The following is a 16,848-nucleotide window of genomic DNA, read 5'->3' on the forward strand; positions in this document are numbered from 1 at the left end:
AGTAGCTAGACACTTTCAAGCCCAAAATAAAGGGTTTCAGCGATACGGAAAGAATTTGTCCTGCACCCCCTTCTTGCGCATCAACACGGCGGGAAGAATCAACACCACAAGGAAAAGCATATGATCAATGCCTATCCAGATATGCAAAATGCCTTGCCAAATAAATTGCTTCGGCATTAGGAGGTCCTTGATCGGTTTACGTAGATCCAGCTGCTGCACATCCTCGATACGATTGAATATTAGTGCGACGGTTTCCTCCGGATAATGCGTATCAGTTAGCGGATTGTAATTCAAACAGATCATTCCCCGATGAAATTGGTCGTTTTCATACATCAACTCATGCTTGAAATCGATTATTTCTGGTACAAAACCAAATTCCGCACGAAAATGATACTCCACGAAGGCTGGAAAATCCTCCATAACGCTCTGTCCTGTGAATTGGATGTCAACTGGCGCTGCTCCTTCAGCACTCATTGAAAACCTATTCTTTATGTAATCATGGACTTGGGAAGCGCTATTGCTGACAAATCCATTGGATTCTTTTGTGGTACCAGGAGTCAGTTCGATTCCGAGTTTTTCGGCCAAATCAGATCGATGGAAAGTGAAATTCCCAGTCGCTACACCTTCCTTGGAGATTGAAAGAAAAATATAATTTTCACCCGTAGCGTGTGCGAAAACTTCAGTGGATGGTAGTAAGAGAATTCCTAAAGCGGTGATACATCGCTTAGAATAATTAGGAAAAGCATCCCCAATTCCCCTTAAATATTGTGCTAGTTGATTTTTTAAAAAACTCATTTCGGTGAAATCGATTTCGATAGATTACCATACTCAGGGATAAAGATCTATCAGGCGATTTTCCTACGCTTTCAGGCGTTTAACCCTAGTAAATCTCTAGGTGATTCCACTAAAGGTTCTCTGCCGTTGTTACGCCCAAATTTGATAGTGTTTTCTCTTAATTCAATTTGAGCCTAAGCTAAAATCAAACAGATCAGGTCATTGTCGGCTTTCCAAATAAATCATAGGAAATAACTACATATTTCCGTGTAGCTAAACCTTAAACTCCAATTTGTTAATTATGTCGAAGATTCTCTCTTTTTCGATTTAGAATAACAAATCTGCTTTCTGGAATTGCCATAATTTTTCAGTATGATCACGTTGAAAAATGGCATTCTAATTCTGCATCACCTTTATGACTATTTTTAGATTTTCAATTAAGAATTTCACACTGTTGAGCTCCTTATTCTGCCTGATCCACACCGTAAGCGCGCAAGGCATTAAGAGCAAACTTGAGACATCTATTGATTCGTATGCCTCCGAGTATGCCGATACTGCCCAGAAGATATGGGAACTGGCCGAGCTAGGCTACCTCGAAAACGAGAGCTCGGGGCTCTTGAAGAGTAAAGCCGAAGCGGCAGGGTTTAGAATCGAAAGCGGGGTGGCCGGAATTCCAACAGCATTTGTCGCAACGTATGGAAGTGGAATACCGGTGATAGGTATCATGGGGGAGTTTGATGCGTTGCCGGGCTTATCTCAGAATGCAACGACAGAACGAGATCCGCGCATTGAAGGAGCAGCTGGGCATGCTTGTGGACATCATTTGTTTGGTACGGCATCGTTGGCCGCGGCTATTGCGATCAAGGAACAAATTGAGTTGGGTAAACTGAAAGGGACTATCCGTCTTTATGGGACACCGGCTGAAGAAGGCGGATCCGGGAAAGTCTATATGGGGCGCGCAGGACTTTATGACGATGTAGATGTGATGCTGCATTGGCATCCGTCGGACCAAAACAATGCATCTCCTCAATCATCGAATGCCAATAAATCTGCTAAATTTCGGTTTTATGGAGTTGCGGCACATGCAGCATCCGCACCTGAAAAAGGAAAATCCGCTCTAGATGGCGTAGAGGCGATGAATTATATGGCTAATTTGATGCGTGAACATGTTCCAGAAACCACGCGCATCCATTACGTGATCACTTCAGGTGGAGAAGCCCCCAATGTTGTTCCGGAATTTGCCGAGGTTTTTTATTATATTCGTCATCCGGACTACAAAGTTGTCCGTGAACTTTTTGAACGCTTGGTTCTGACCGCTGAAGGAGCCGCCTTGGGTACGGGCACAACTATGAAATACGAAGTCATTCACGGAAACTACGATGTGCTCCCGAACCAAGCTTTAGCAAAACTCATGGATACAAATCTCCGAACCGTCGGAGGCGTCCATTACTCAAAAGAAGAAACAGTATTTGCAAAGGACCTGTACGAAACACTGGTTCAACCCAGTAGGACAATTGGATCCGAAAAAGAAATCGCCGAGTATAAACTAAGCTCTACTCGAGGATCCACGGATGTCGGAGATGTTAGCTGGCTAGTTCCGACAACCGGATTAGGCACGGCTACGTGGGTACCCGGAACCTCGGCACATACGTGGCAGGCGGTCTCTGCGGGAGGTACCAGTATCGGTCATAAAGGCATGATTAATGCCGCCAAGACACTTGCCATGACAGCCGCCGATCTTTTTCAAGACCCAAATCTCATTAAGAAAGCCCGAACAGAATGGAATGAAGCCCGAGGCAAAGACTTTGATTACTATCCACTCCTGGGTGACCGCGATCCACCACTCGATTACCGGAAATAACGTTAAAATCATCACGAATCTCACTATAAAATGTAGGAGCAAACTTGTTCGCGACCCGAATATTTATTGATTCACGAGTCGCGAATAAATTTGCTCCTACAATTATGCGTTTCAAAACAATCCAGAAAAAACACCCATGAATTCCTTAGTAAAATTCATTGTCCCCCTCCTCCTCAGCCAATCATTCCTTTCCGCCCAAAATGAGACTCGCAACAAAGGTGCCGGAATTGCACCCGAGGTTCTCAACGTCTACGAGGCACATACCTTTGAAGGAATGCCTTATAGATTCCTCTTGCCCGAAAATTATAATCCAAAAAAGAAATATCCGCTTATCCTAAACCTGCATGGTCGCGGGGGTATCGGGGATGACAACGAAACACAGATGCGGAATTGGACCGAGGTTTTTGCCGACAAGGCTTGGCGCAAGAAATATCCCTGCATCGTAGTTGCGCCCCAGTCCTGGGATTCATGGTCTGTATTCAACGAACGGAATCCCGAACTTTCAGCAGAAGAAATTGCCAGTTTCGGCCCAGCCTGGCAAAAACGTTTCGAATCCGGTCGTTACACAACGGATGTTACCTCTACCGGAAGTCTGTCCATGGCATTTCTGCTCGTGGATAAAATCAGCAGGGACTTCAGCGTGGATAAAAAGCGCATCTATGTGATGGGGCACTCGATGGGCGGTGCGGGTTCCTGGAACGCCTTGTGGGAAGCTCCGGAACGCTTCGCTGCAGCAATTCCCACCGCGGGTGGCCTCCCTCCCTGGAAAGATAAAACTCGCTTCAAAGACGTTCCCATTTGGACGTTCCACGGCGATGTGGATCCTACTGTTCCCTTTAGTTTCTCCCAGGAGATATTTGATTCCATGAAGGCCGCCGGAGGAAACTTGAAATTTACCGTGCTCAAGGACGTGAAACACAACGCGAGCGACTATGCCTTTTACTACAAAGGCGATGAAGCGGAAAAAGGATTTATCACCCACACTTCCAGCGATCGCTGCGACCCTACACCAGACGTTTGGGATTGGCTGTTCAGGCAAAAACTCAAATAGCGTCCTGTAAAAACTAACGCGGCTCGTAGCCGCCGACCCAGATGGGACTCGACCAGGCCATAGCGTCGTTGGCTTGCACGACACGGACGTAATAATACTCGCCCTGCAGGTTACTCTGATCTTTTAACTCGAAACTGACATCGGTCTCGCCCTTGTTGATGACCCGGCGCAGGGTAACCCGATCGCGATACACATCCAGAGGTATTGCTTTTACGGTCTGTCCTCGTTGAAGATCCTTGAAAGCCAAATCAACCTTCGCAGGCCGAATCCTCGCTGGCTGACGAAACCGAGGTGGACTACCCGTCTCGGTAGTCGCATTAAAATCAAAATGAATGCGCGTATCCTCGCTCACATTTTTAAGTCGCACTTTGATCGAGCTGGTATCTCCCCTCGTACCTGTTTCGAAAAGAAGTGCGTTCGCGTTCCTTGGATCCCTACTCAAGCTACTCACTTCAGGATGCAGAAAATCAGTCCCTTCGAAGGCCAGAATTTCGGCACCCGATATTTCCAAACGTCCGCCCCACCCGCGTGTTCCACGAGGATTATCCTGTGCGTGCATGGGAAACGATTCACTTGAAAAAGTGATATAGAAATCTTCCTCATCTGCATAGTCACCGGATTCAATCGTCAGGTAATCCTTATGCCAAATCTCCTCATCGTTTTTTATTACGGTGATCGATCCAATGGGTGCGGTTCCTATCACTCTACCTTTGATCGTTCGATCCTCCGAAAAAGGAATACGCTTTCCCATCCCCACACCATTGATTGAAACATCGAGAATAATTTTGTCTCCGCTTGTCGCATAGGCCTGTAACGATTTCATGGCGTCGAAAATCCCGTCCCTGGTATTCTCCTCAGCCAACACAGCAGCAAGGCCGCCTCGTTGGGAATGGTAACTCTCGGAAGGAGCGGTGTATCCAGGTTGACTCAAATGATCGTCACTGGCAGCAATAAAGCCAACCTCGTGCCCATGATTTAAGTACATGCGACCGAACCATTCGAAGGTGCCATGCTTGGACATGATCTCTACGAGAGTCACTAATTCAGGATCGCTCTGACGATAGTCACCTGCCTGATGTGCGTGAGGAATTACCAATACGTCTTCCATCAGAAAGTTTGTTCTTAATCCTTGAAACAGACTGGATAAAGTTGGGTAGATTTGATTGGGAAGGCGAAAGTTATTTTCCAAGTCGCGAAAGAGGACATTGTGATGTCCTCCCCACTGGTTTTGGGTGGTCCATTCATATCCTAGATAGGCCGTGAACCTTCCCGGCTCAGAATAGTCGGTTACATTGCTGACCAACTCTTCCCATTCGCTGTCGTCCATCCAGATGTCGTGCTCCGAGTGCGTCACGAAATCGAGACGCGCATCTTCCTTTGCCCATTCCATAAAATGATCGGGAGTTCCAATTCCTTCGGCAAAACCGGAATGACCATGCGTGTCACCCCAATAGACTTTCCGGGCAGTCCGGGACACCAGGACCGGATTTCCATTTCCGGAAATGGAACCATCGTCTGAAACAACCGAAATCTGATACGATCCTTCTTCTTCAAACGTCAGACCTTTAATGACCGTTATCGCCTGACTCGATTTTTGAGTCGTCACCCAAGGCTTTCCATTTGCGTAAACTTTGAACCCGGGAATGGCACCCTTAGCCCGGTTATAAAACCTATCCTGTGCACGGACAGATATATCAAATGTTTCTCCAGGTCTGACAACGGACGGGGAAAAAACATGCACACCTGCCAATTCTGTCCCTGAGACTCGAATTGGCTGGATCGGCAATGCATAGGTATGATCACTGCCATCAAAATCAACATACAAAGGAACCGGAAGAAAGTCGGTGGACGCAGACCCCATCAGCCAACCTCGGCTACCTCCCGATTTATCTCCATAAGTAATCGTTACCACATCGCCTGAATTTAGCGTTCCTTTTTCAATTCGATAAATCCGGGCCGGTGCCGCACCTCGAAAACCTCCATGCATCCCGCTCACCGGAATGCCGTCTGCCCGAAATTCGACTGAAGCATTACTGCTTGTTATCGTCATATAATTATCTCCAGCCGGATCCTCATCCTGGTATTGCCCATAGCCAGGCATGAAATGACGCGCCACCAGAATACCACCACCCCTCACAATGGGTTTGGATCCAACGGTGTATCTTTGAACCACCGTTACAAACGTCCGCGCTTCAAAAGGACCCAAATCAGCGGTGAGCGTGCCCAAGGCATTCGGCTCTTCATCCAAAAGCGTGAGTTCTTTAATGTAAAAATCGATACCTTGTCCGTTCCGTCGAGTAGGAGGGTCGGGAAGCACCGGACGCACCGCAGTTGTCAGATTCACCGGAAGAGAACCGCCTGATAGTGCAAAGGCGTTGGCCCAATCCCAGAGGACCTTGGCGCGTCCGGAGTAATTGTTTGGATTAGTAGGAGCATTTTGGAATGATTGCTTTAATTGTTCCACATGTTGCCGAAGCTCAGGCGACAAATAGTCAGCTTGCTGTGCAATTGCACTTTGAAAGAAGCATACGAAACAAACACAGCCAATTATCATCAGGGGTTGCCTAAAATCACTTTGCATTTCGAGATACTTGTTAGGGGTGAGAGAATATTTTAATAAATTAGGACTAGTTTTCCAACCACCGCATGAGCTCCGGGTCGTTCAAAGCAGTATCAGCGGTTTTGATTAGTAACTGTTTCAGCTTACCAGAAAGATCCAAAGCTATTTCGCGTTGGCGACTGTAAAAATTTATCAGCTCATCCGGATCTTTATCTAAGTCGATCAACCACGGTGGTTCACTTTTGGAGATGACCAATTTATAGCGATAGTCGATCGCCGCTAACCAATAAGGGGGCGGCCCCAATGGACCCATCACACCACGAAGATAAACGACCTCTTCCTCTGTTACAACTTTCGCAGAACTCAAAAACTGACGGGATACATCACGCCCATGAATATCTCCCAAACTGTTCTCGCTTTTCAAAAGGCTTAACATCGTCGGTCCAAAGTCAGCTGTTGTCATTGCAGAATGAATTACCTTCCCCTCTTTAATCTTCCCCAGATACCGAACGATCAAAGGCGAAATAGCTGAACCTTCATAGGGCGAGCGCTTGTTCAAGCGCCCGTGTTCACCCAACAGGTCGCCGTGGTCTGAAAGAAAAACGACGATGGTATTCTTATCGAGTTCCTGCCGCTCAAGAAATCTCAACAACTTACCGACATTGTCGTCTATCAATCGAACCATGCCAAAATACCCGGCCATATCTTCCTCTTGAAACAATAGATCATTGGTAAGGTCCCCCTCGTTTCCCACGATCCAGTTGGGCGATTCCTCGTTTTTTTCAAAAAGCGTTCTAGGTGATTCGAAATTGAAGTGGTTGTACATCGTATCGTAAGGCGGCCGAACCGTATCCGGCTGATGCGGATCGGGAATACTGAGCATCACACAAAACGGCTCATCCTTGTTCCTTTCCATAAACTCAATAGTTCGGTCCGTTAAGAAATCGGTTGGATAAGTCTCCTCGTCAGCATCACCCAAATCGTAGGTAGGTTCACCATTCTTACCTATGGGTGTATTCACCCGCGGTCCGTTCGGTGTATCTTCCATATTTTTCCAATGCCCGCGGTTATACATGTAACGATTATCCTCCCAACCAAACTTTCGTTCAGGTGCCCAACCAGGTTTCGCTGTGCCTTCCAAATGCCATTTTCCGAAATATCCGGTTTTATAACCTTGCCGGCTCAAAACCTCGGCGAATGTAAGTATACCGTCTTTTAGGGGACTATCATTTACAGGCACACCGGTGGCATGAGGGTAAAGCCCTGTCATCAAAGAAGCACGGGACGGTCCACACAGAGGAGTCGTACCATAGAAACTGGTACAAATTGCCCCATCCCTGGCCAACGAATCAATATGCGGGGTCTCAACTGCGATTCCTTCCCCCCAGACAAATGCCTGATCCTCCGACAGTAGTTCCCGATAGCAACCCAATGTCCGAAAATTGTGTTCGTCGGTGCAAATAATCAAGAGGTTAGGCCTGTCTCCTCCGAAAACCAGCAGTGGAGTAACAATGATCCACAGAACAAAATTGAGGCACTTTATTTTCAGGACTTTAAGCATCATACAATTCGAGAGATTAGTGCAGTTAAAAACAGTTCGTTTTCAGAAGCAATGAGGAAGGTGCGAAAAACTTCCTCCAAGCAGAAAGAACTTCCAGGCAGAGTAGTCAAATAGTTGACACTACCCAATTTCCCACCACAAATTGCGGATCTCCCATTCCCAACAATCAAAACCATTTCTTCTCTTACGTGACCCAATCTGATTACTCAACCGACCCTGACCACCAGGCCAGTTCATTTGGCGAATACGAACGCGAACCTGTACCTGAATCACAGTTGAAGGGGGCCAACAAGTTTTGGGGCATGTATGCCGGAGAGCACTGTGCTGGAACAGAGTTTATGATTGGCCCCCTGTTTCTACTGAACGGTGTAAGCCTTCAAAATATCTTTTCCGGCCTGTTACTTGGAAATTTGTTGGCAGTTCTTAGTTGGCGTTACATTTGCGCACCTATTGCCACGCAAGCCCGACTGACCTTATACTACCATTTGGAAAAAATCGCAGGAAAGCATCTGGTGGTAATTTACAATCTGGCGAACGGCATCCTCTTTTGTTTTCTCGCCGGCGCAATGATCACGGTGTCTGCCACAGCGGTTGGGATTCCATTTGATATGGAAATGCCAACCAGAGAAAATATTCTCCCTACGAGTGTTTCATTTGTACTCATAGTGTTTGTTGTCGGCTTTTTCATTTCGATCGTTGCCGCCAAGGGATACGATACGGTCGCGAAATTTGCCAATGTCGCTGCTCCATGGATGATTTTGGTTTTTCTTGCATGCGGCCTGGTGGCCTTCAAGCAGCTGGATGTTTCTGACTGGTCTGCTTTAAATGCTCTTTGGTCTGAATCGATTGTATTCGCGCAGGAAGGTCAGTCCGAATCGTCCATGAGTTTCTGGAGCGTGGTGTTCTTTGCCTGGTTTTGCAATGCAGCCATGCATTTCGGTATGTCCGATTTGTCGGTTTTTCGTTTTGCGAATAAAGGAAGTTACGGCTGGGCAAGCTCAGCTGGTATGTATGTAGGTCATTACATGGCCTGGATTGCGGCAGCATTCATGCTCGCCGCTCAAATCAAGCTGCTCCGTGATTCCAATCCTGTGCCAGGACCCATGGCTTATAGCGTAACAGGACTGGCAGGAATCATCTGTGTCATTGTTGCTGGTTGGACTACGGCAAACCCAACTATTTACCGGGCAGGCCTTGCCTTTCAAGCTATCATTCCCAAAGCGTCTCGATTTCGAGTAACCCTGTTTACCGGTTTCATTGCCACCTTGGCAGGCACTTTTCCAGCAATCGCATGGCAGCTTTTGGATTTTGTCGGAATCTATGGAACCATCCTTGCTCCTATAGGGGCTATTATTTTCTTCGATTGGCATTTCAAACGAAAGGGCGATGGAAGTAGCTTACAAAAATCCGAAGCCTCAACCTCATTCAGTGTTCCCGTACTTCTGTCCTGGTTAATACCGGTAGGAATTGCCCTGTATTTCTATAAATTCCAAGGTGTGTCACCTTGGTTCTTGCCATTGCCTTGCTGGATAGCTTGCGGAATACTTTACTTAATCCTTAGCCGCAACTCGAAGCCAACCATAGTCGAAACTATCTAATGATGAAATACGTATTGAAAATACAGGCACGCCTTGGCCTGGTTTTAACCATTGTTCCGCCGGTGCTTTATTTATTAGGTAGCATGGAACTGTCGGAGGTAAAAATGACCATGTTGATCGGAACGATTATGTGGTTGGTAATTGCCCCGGTAATTCAGAGTCAGAATGAACAAAGATAGGCCATGATCAATCGAAGAGACTTTATCAAAACAACGGCAGCAGCATCTTTAGCCGCTTCACTTCCCGCTGGATGCTCAAAAGCAGAAGCAAAATCGATGAAACCAAATATACTCTATATATTCTCCGACCAATGGCGTCAATGCGACCACGGCTATGCCGGGAATCCAGATGTCATCACGCCCAACATTGATCGACTTGCTGGCCAAAGCATTAACTTTACTCACGCAGTTTCCGGAATTCCGGTATGTTGTCCGCATCGCGCAACACTCATTACAGGAAAATACCCACTCACTCACGGTCTTTATTTAAATGACCTGTCCCTGGCGCCTGAACATCAAAGTATTGCCCATTGCCTGAACGATGCTGGTTATAAAACGGGTTGGATTGGGAAATGGCACATCGACGGACAAGGTCGCGAAGAATTTACTCCTCCGGAACGTCGCCAGGGATTCGAATATTGGAAAGCCCTGGAGTGTACTCATGACTACAATAATTCTCCCTACTTCGGGGATTCATCTGAAAAGAAATATTGGAAGGCTTACGACGCCATCGAACAGACCAAAGACGCTCAGTCATATTTGGAGCGGCACGCACAGTCGAATTCTGATTCTCCTTTTGCGCTATTTCTTTCCTGGGGGCCACCTCATGCTCCCTATCACACCGCTCCAGAAAAATACCATAAGTTATACGAAGACAAAGAAATCATTTTACGAAAAAACGTGCCTCAAAGCGAAAGGGAAGTAGCGATGAAAGATTACAAAGGCTACTATGCTCACATGACGGCACTGGACGATTGCATGGGAGATCTCATGAAAACACTCGAAGAAACAGGTTTGTCGGAAAACACCATTCTCGTATACACCTCAGACCATGGGGACATGTTACACTCGCGTGGAGCAATGAAGAAACAACAACCTTGGGACGAATCGTTACGAATTCCGTTTCTGCTTCGATGGCCGGAGGCGTTGAAGAACAAAGCACGAGCTATTTCGATGCCCATCGACACACCCGACATCATGCCAACCTTGCTTGGTCTTACTCAAACCGCAATTCCGGATGAGGTCGAAGGCATTAATAGATCATCGGTCATTTTGGGTACCGAAGAGCCGGATAGCGAACACGCAGCATTAATGACTTGCCCGTCACCGTTTGGTCAATGGACTCGCGATAAAGGTGGGCGAGAGTACCGGGGCGTACGAACCACACGCTATACCTATTGCCGCTCACTGGATGGGCCCTGGTTGTTGTACGATAACGAATCGGATCCCTTTCAAATGGACAATCTGGTAAACAAACCTGAATTTGCTTCACTGCAGAAAACTCTCGATGATCGACTTAACCTACTTTTAAGGAAGACAAGGGATGAATTTTTGTCAGGTCCCGAATTGATTGCCCGATCCGGTTACATTGTCAAAGCATCAACCGAAACTGTTGATTATAATATTCCATTCAATCCGGCGAATATTACAAAAAGTCCCTTAGTGTAGATTGAAAGAAAACTTTGCGATTCCTTCATTCGCCAGTTTTGTTTCTAAATAACCCATGAATATCTATCCCCTTAGATCGAAATTTTCAAAGCCTGTATTGGCAGTTCTCACAATCGCTTTCGCTGCCAATAGTTTTGGTGTTGATTTCGATGCGGATATTCAACCCATTCTGCAAAAGTACTGCATCAACTGCCATGGTGGTGAAAAAGTTAAGGGCGAGGTAGACTTCACTCTGATTAACAACGAAGCGGATGTGACAGCACATTTTGAACTTTGGGAGACGGTCTCGGATAGATTGGCCTATGAAGAAATGCCTCCTGAAGAAGAGGACCTACGGCCAAGCCTTGAAGAAGCACAATTAGTTATTAACTGGTATGAAGATCGCTTTGTTAGATCCGTTGAAGCGCGTCCAGGTGAATTCAAGCCACGACGATTATCTGCTCCCGAATACCGAAACACACTCCGAACACTGTTTGGATTCGATCTTGAGGTAGCCATAATAGCGGCGGAACAAACCAAGGCAGAAAGATCCCTCGTAATTAAACTGCTTCCAACCGATCCACCTGGAGAAAGCGGATTTATCAATGACACAAATGCAGCCCGCTTGTCTTCCAATATTTGGGAGCAGTATGCCTACCTTGCTGATCGAGCACTTGAGGAATTGTTCTCTGATAACAGGCTTCCTCAACTTGAAAAGTTAATCGGGGAAAAATTGCCTGATGCCTTTACTCCGACCCAATTGAGTCAAGCTCAAGCCAAGTCGATTCTGCGGACCTTTTCAACACTTGCCTACCGTCGCCCACTTCCAAGAAATGCGATTAACAAAATCCTGAGCACGCTTAAAGGCCTTGAAGGTCAGGCTCTCGTTGATGCTACCAAAACGGAAATGAAGGTGCTTTTAGTCTCTCCTCAGTTTCTTTATCGTGGGCATCTGCTGGAAAGCAAGGTTGGCAAACAACAATTGGTCGATAAATATGAACTGGCTGAACGTCTATCTTACTTCTTGTGGGAAGATATGCCGGATGAAGAACTGATCAAAGTAGCAAACAAAGGTCGCTTGGATGATCCCGATGAAATGACCATGCAGATCGATCGAATGTTAGCCTCTCCGAAGGCACGAAGTCTTGCCGGAAGTTTTGGCGGCCAATGGCTCGATCTTGCAGATATTGATCAAGCCGCCGAAGATGTCACCGAACGTGAAGCACTGCGCAGCCAGCCACTGGATTTTCTCAATTATCTCTTTACTGAAGATCGACCTGTCATGGAGCTCATTGACTCGGAGATTGTGTTTACCAATTACATCACAGCGTCCTTCTACCCCAAAGACAGCGAACAATTGAAGAAGTACGTTAAGTTCAAGGGAATAGAACGGGAATTGGTTCCCAACCAACGTATCACTCTCGAGCACACAGAAAGTCGCGGCGGCATTCTCACGATGCCTGGAATCCTTGCTATGAATCGAGGTCCTATATTGCGCGGCACCTGGATGTTGAGGCGAATTATGGGAGAACGTCTCGGAGAACCTCCTGCCGATGTTCCCGCAATCAAGTCCGCCATGCCCGATGAAACACTTTCGTTTCGTGAACGTTTTGAACAGCATAGAAGTGATCCGACCTGCGCTCGTTGCCATGATCGCATCGACCCCTTCGGCTTTGCTTTGCAGGCCTATGACGACAGTGGCGCATTTAAACTGGATCCCAATTATAAAGCACCACGCAGGATATCGGAACATGAAGACTCGCTGGAAGTGATCGATACGTCCGGGCAATTACCAAGCGGCGAAGGTTTCGAAGATTTCGAAGGCCTTAAACAATTACTTCTTGGAGCCAAGCGCCAGGATATCATCCGGAATGTGGTCGAGCAAGTATTGGCATACGCTCTGTGCAGAAAACTCGAATCCTTCGATCGCCCTACAGTAACCACGATCACTGAAAAGATTGACGAAACCAATGGTTCATGGCGTGATCTTTTCATCGAAGTAGCCTTAAGCCTACCATTTCAACAGACCTACATCTCCCCTAGCCCGAAGAACGAATCATGACGAGAAACTGGAAAATTGACCGTCGAACCTTTTTAAGAGGATTGGCCGGCACTGTATTACCGCTACCCTTTCTCAACCTGATGGAAGCAAAGACGAGCCATATAATTGGTGGAGCTTCCAATCTGGATTCAGCACCATTGAGGTTCCTGACTCTTTTCAAGCCTAACGGGGTCCATCCACCATCCTGGAATATTAATGGAGGCAAAGAATTCGACTTTAGAATGTCACCTCTCATGGCACCATTTTCGAAACATAAGGACGACTTGCTCATACTCGACAATATGGGCGACTTTGGTTTTTCCTCCCACGCCAACTCCACACGTCGTTTCCTGTCTGGACACCATGAGAATAAAGATAGTGCTTCGGTAGATCAACTGATAGCGGATAAGATTGGTGGGGATACCGCTCATCGCTCCCTGGAGCTCACCACCGAAGGACTTTTTACCGGACAATTTGGCTGTAGCTACATTTCGTACGATAAGGACGGAGGAGCCATCCCGAGAGAAAGCGATCCTCAGTTGGTATTTGATCGATTGTTTAGGAATCCAATGAGTGATCCGAATCAGCGAGCTGCAATGACAAGTATCCTGGATCGCGTTAACAACGATGCGAAGACTCTGGCTCGAAAGGCTGGAAGTGAGGATCGACAAACTCTTGACGAATATCTCACCGTAGTTCGCGAAACCGAACGTCGTATCGAGAATCTGGATCAAGTAAAGAGCAACGCACATTTCGACTTCACAAACTTTCAACGTCCGGGAATGAGCTCCAATTTAAACGAGCAGGTCGAAACCATGATCGACATTATCGCTCTGGCTCTTTGGACAGACTCGACTCGCTGCATCACCTATATGCTCGGCAACAGTAACAGTCGGATGGTTTTCGATTTCCTTGGCATTAAAGAACAGCACCACTACCTATCCCATTTCTTCCGTAATTTTAGCCGCACAAATCTGGAATCGCTTCTCAAGATCAGTCTTTGGCATATGGAGAAATTTGATTACCTTTTGACCAAGTTAAAATCTTACAAGGATCAAAACGGAAGCTTGCTTGACAACAGCATTGTTCTGTTTGGATCCGGCATGGGTCATAGTGATAATCATACGGCACAACGGATCCCGATTATTTTGGCGGGTAATGGCAACGGACGCATAAAGACCGGCCGGTATATTCGTTATTCAAAGAATCAGGAGCTTAGTAACCTTCATTTGACATTGCTAAAAATATTTGGAATCGAAACCGACTCGTTTTCAGCTTCAAGCTCACCATTACCGGGTCTCGACGGAGGTCGCTTTAATGAATTTCGCGAGCAACCATTCAATAGCTGGGTGAAGCATCAAGCCGGTGTAATTACTGCACAAGGCCGCCTCCGCATGTCAGACAATCTCGATGAGGCTCGCGTATTTTACATAGACATTGATGGCAAGGAACCCGTCCGTATTGAAATAGAATTCCGAGATTTCCATAATTTCAATCTCGCATACCATGTGGGCACACCTATCACGCTAACCGGTAATGGAAGCACTGTCGGCGCACAACTGCTCATCACGAAAATCACCGACATAAAAAGCCTCTTTGGAAACAGTAAGCCTGGTACACAAAACGGTTGATTCTTAATGTCAGTCTCTTCCCTGAGGTGAAATCATTCCTGATTTCCATCAACAACAGCTCACTGCCTATGGGGAAGCCGTTGCGTTTTATGAAAGCCTGGGATTTCAACGCTCAGGTAAAACAGAACCTATGTGGATATACCATGGGGACGATCATTGAGTAAGAAACAATTGATCCACTATGAATTTATAGGTCCCGATAGGGTCGCAGTTTTTGCCAATCAAATTCAACTCCGATGCCGGGAGTGTCAGGAGCAACAGCAAGACCGTCTTTTTTCACAAGCGGTCGCTTGGTATACTCATCTATTGGAAAACTATGGTGCTCAACCCACCCGCCGTTTGATTGGGAGGCAACAAGGCTTACATGCAGTTCATGCATACCATGGGAGCACACGGAAATTCCATAAACTCGCGACATTTGAGCGACCTTAAGCCAATTGGTTATTCCGCCGCAGTTGGATGCATCTGGTTGAATAAATGAGAGTTTTGCCTTATCAAAGGCGTATCCGAATTCATGGAGGGTATGAAGATTCTCACCCATGGCCAAGGGAATCTTAACTGCGTCGGCAATTTTTCCATACCCGGAATAATCGTCGGGTATGGTAGGCTCCTCGAACCAAAAAATATTATAGGGTTCCACTTCTTTGGCAAATTCAATGGCCTTGGTTACCGTCATGGAAAAATTGGCATCAATCATGAAAATGACGTCGTCACCAATCAATTTCCGGACTTCCTTTATACGTTCAATGTCCTCATCTGAATCAGATTTACCCACTTTAATTTTTACGGCATTAAATCCATCCGCCAAATGGTTCCGAACGCTATCCAAAAGCTTTGGAAGCGGGAAATCCAAATCAATTCCTCCTCGATAAACCTTACAATAAGGGTTATCTCCCTGCAGGTACTGCCACAAAGGTTGACCTGCTTCTTTGCAACGAATATCCCAAAGAGCGATATCCAACGCAGAAATAGCAAATGAGGCAATTCCACCACGACCTACATAGTGAATATACCATTCGCAGAATTCATTGATTGCCTCAACTTCGGTTCCTTCCTGCCCTTTCAGTGCCGGTGCCAAGTCAAAGTCCAACATCGCTTTGATAGCCTGTCCACCTCGACCTCCAGTGTAAGTATAACCGTTACCCACGCTACCGTCTTTCAAATAAACTGCTACAACTACTAATTCAAAATGACTGTGCATCCCGTGTTGTGCATCATACAGCCGCTCGACTAACGGAATATTATAAAGCTTGGTCTCGATTCTAATTATCTCACTCATAAGTTAATCGTTGGCATTCATTATCGTCCCATCCAGCCGCCATCCACCAGGAGAGTTGTTCCATGGACATAATTGGCTGCATCAGAAGCGAGAAACACAACCGGTCCTTTAAAATCGTCCGGTTCGCCCCAACGACCAGCCGGAATCCTGGATAAAATTTGTTCGCTGCGGACGGGATCCTCCCTGAGGGCTTCCGTATTTTTGGTAGCGATATATCCTGGAGCGATAGCATTAACATTAACACCCTTCCCTGCCCATTCGTTGGCGAATGCCATGGTCAATTGGCCGATTCCACCTTTGCTAGCTGCATAACCAGGCACTGTGATACCGCCTTGGAAGGTAAGTAATGAAGCCGTAAATATGACCTTGCCGCTCCCACGTTTCAGCATCTCTTTACCAAATTCACGGGTGAGTATGAACTGGGCATTCAAATTTACTTCGATCACTTGGTCCCAATATTCATCGGTATGCTCGGCAGCAGGCATACGCAGGATGGTCCCGGCATTATTAATTAAAATATCGATGCAAGGGTGCTCAGATTTAACAGCGTCAATAAAATGATACAAGGCCGCTCTATCGGAAAAATCACAATCGTAACCTGAAAATTGTCCTCCCAAAGATTTAACCGCAATCTCAAGTTCGGAATCTTTAAGTGGCATGTGAGCTGCTACGCCGATGATGTTTGCCCCGGCATCAGCCAAGGCAATTCCCATCGCTTGACCAATACCTCGACTACAGCCTGTGACCAGGGCCGTTTTACCTGAGAGATTAAATGATTCCAACGTATTCATAGTTCGGATAAACCAAGTTTGTAACATTCATAATTCGAAAGAGTTGAGAGTTTTG

The 16,848-nt window shown here is 46.5% G+C and carries 12 protein-coding genes and 1 pseudogene; 8 read left to right on the plus strand and 5 right to left on the minus strand.

Annotated features, from left to right (window positions below; genetic code table 11):
• Positions 1 to 36 precede the first annotated feature (36 nt).
• Complete coding sequence (locus tag O3C43_06555; GenBank protein ID MDA1066148.1) at positions 37 to 795, minus strand: hypothetical protein; 759 nt, start codon at positions 793 to 795, stop codon at positions 37 to 39.
• A 394-nt stretch (positions 796 to 1,189) separates the two neighbouring features.
• On the opposite strand from O3C43_06555, the gene O3C43_06560 reads away from it, so the two are divergent.
• Complete coding sequence (locus tag O3C43_06560) at positions 1,190 to 2,635, plus strand: amidohydrolase (GenBank protein ID MDA1066149.1); 1,446 nt, start codon at positions 1,190 to 1,192, stop codon at positions 2,633 to 2,635.
• A 136-nt stretch (positions 2,636 to 2,771) separates the two neighbouring features.
• On the plus strand, positions 2,772 to 3,686 hold the full coding sequence (locus O3C43_06565; protein ID MDA1066150.1) for an alpha/beta hydrolase-fold protein: 915 nt from the start codon (positions 2,772 to 2,774) through the stop codon (positions 3,684 to 3,686).
• 13 nt (positions 3,687 to 3,699) lie between these two features.
• On the opposite strand, the gene O3C43_06570 is transcribed toward O3C43_06565, so the two are convergent.
• Together O3C43_06570 and O3C43_06575 are read right to left on the minus strand one after the other, a co-directional pair.
• Complete coding sequence (locus O3C43_06570) at positions 3,700 to 6,240, minus strand: DUF3604 domain-containing protein (protein MDA1066151.1); 2,541 nt, start codon at positions 6,238 to 6,240, stop codon at positions 3,700 to 3,702.
• A gap of 73 nt (positions 6,241 to 6,313) precedes the next feature.
• Positions 6,314 to 7,810, minus strand: coding sequence for a sulfatase (locus O3C43_06575; GenBank protein MDA1066152.1), 1,497 nt, complete (start codon positions 7,808 to 7,810; stop codon positions 6,314 to 6,316).
• Between the two features lie 185 nt (positions 7,811 to 7,995).
• On the opposite strand from O3C43_06575, the gene O3C43_06580 reads away from it, so the two are divergent.
• From O3C43_06580 to O3C43_06605, 6 genes and pseudogenes are all read left to right on the plus strand, one after another.
• The gene (locus O3C43_06580; GenBank protein ID MDA1066153.1) at positions 7,996 to 9,405 is read left to right on the plus strand and encodes a hypothetical protein; all 1,410 of its coding nucleotides are present in this window, start codon (positions 7,996 to 7,998) and stop codon (positions 9,403 to 9,405) included.
• Entirely contained in the window at positions 9,405 to 9,584 is a 180-nt protein-coding gene (locus O3C43_06585) for a hypothetical protein (GenBank protein ID MDA1066154.1), read from the plus strand. The genes O3C43_06580 and O3C43_06585 overlap by 1 nt, the downstream gene beginning before the upstream one ends.
• Positions 9,585 to 9,587: 3 nt before the next feature.
• Positions 9,588 to 11,072, plus strand: a complete 1,485-nt coding sequence (locus O3C43_06590; protein ID MDA1066155.1) for a sulfatase — start codon at positions 9,588 to 9,590, stop codon at positions 11,070 to 11,072.
• A gap of 55 nt (positions 11,073 to 11,127) precedes the next feature.
• Positions 11,128 to 13,113, plus strand: coding sequence for a DUF1592 domain-containing protein (locus O3C43_06595; protein MDA1066156.1), 1,986 nt, complete (start codon positions 11,128 to 11,130; stop codon positions 13,111 to 13,113).
• Entirely contained in the window at positions 13,110 to 14,723 is a 1,614-nt protein-coding gene (locus O3C43_06600) for a DUF1552 domain-containing protein (GenBank protein MDA1066157.1), read from the plus strand. Before O3C43_06595 ends, O3C43_06600 begins: the two co-directional genes overlap by 4 nt.
• 43 nt (positions 14,724 to 14,766) lie before the next feature.
• Positions 14,767 to 14,883, plus strand: a pseudogene (locus O3C43_06605) (GNAT family N-acetyltransferase).
• A 27-nt stretch (positions 14,884 to 14,910) separates the two neighbouring features.
• Here O3C43_06605 and O3C43_06610 read toward each other — a convergent pair.
• Both O3C43_06610 and O3C43_06615 read right to left on the minus strand, forming a co-directional pair.
• Positions 14,911 to 16,002: a mandelate racemase/muconate lactonizing enzyme family protein gene (locus tag O3C43_06610; protein ID MDA1066158.1), complete on the minus strand. Its 1,092-nt coding sequence runs from the start codon at positions 16,000 to 16,002 to the stop codon at positions 14,911 to 14,913.
• A 20-nt stretch (positions 16,003 to 16,022) separates the two neighbouring features.
• Positions 16,023 to 16,793, minus strand: coding sequence for an SDR family oxidoreductase (locus O3C43_06615; protein MDA1066159.1), 771 nt, complete (start codon positions 16,791 to 16,793; stop codon positions 16,023 to 16,025).
• Positions 16,794 to 16,848 lie beyond the last annotated feature (55 nt).

Source organism: Verrucomicrobiota bacterium (genome assembly GCA_027622555.1).
Lineage (GTDB): Bacteria > Verrucomicrobiota > Verrucomicrobiia > Opitutales > UBA2995 > UBA2995.

Coding starts and splice junctions, on each gene's coding strand:
- O3C43_06570 (MDA1066151.1), bottom strand. CDS start 6,240: ATGATAATTGGCTGTGTTTGTTTCGTATGCTTCTTTCAAAGTGCAATT.
- O3C43_06595 (MDA1066156.1), top strand. CDS start 11,128: ATGAATATCTATCCCCTTAGATCGAAATTTTCAAAGCCTGTATTGGCA.
- O3C43_06585 (MDA1066154.1), top strand. CDS start 9,405: ATGATGAAATACGTATTGAAAATACAGGCACGCCTTGGCCTGGTTTTA.
- O3C43_06575 (MDA1066152.1), bottom strand. CDS start 7,810: ATGATGCTTAAAGTCCTGAAAATAAAGTGCCTCAATTTTGTTCTGTGG.
- O3C43_06555 (MDA1066148.1), bottom strand. CDS start 795: ATGAGTTTTTTAAAAAATCAACTAGCACAATATTTAAGGGGAATTGGG.
- O3C43_06610 (MDA1066158.1), bottom strand. CDS start 16,002: ATGAGTGAGATAATTAGAATCGAGACCAAGCTTTATAATATTCCGTTA.
- O3C43_06565 (MDA1066150.1), top strand. CDS start 2,772: ATGAATTCCTTAGTAAAATTCATTGTCCCCCTCCTCCTCAGCCAATCA.
- O3C43_06615 (MDA1066159.1), bottom strand. CDS start 16,793: ATGAATACGTTGGAATCATTTAATCTCTCAGGTAAAACGGCCCTGGTC.
- O3C43_06560 (MDA1066149.1), top strand. CDS start 1,190: ATGACTATTTTTAGATTTTCAATTAAGAATTTCACACTGTTGAGCTCC.
- O3C43_06600 (MDA1066157.1), top strand. CDS start 13,110: ATGACGAGAAACTGGAAAATTGACCGTCGAACCTTTTTAAGAGGATTG.
- O3C43_06590 (MDA1066155.1), top strand. CDS start 9,588: ATGATCAATCGAAGAGACTTTATCAAAACAACGGCAGCAGCATCTTTA.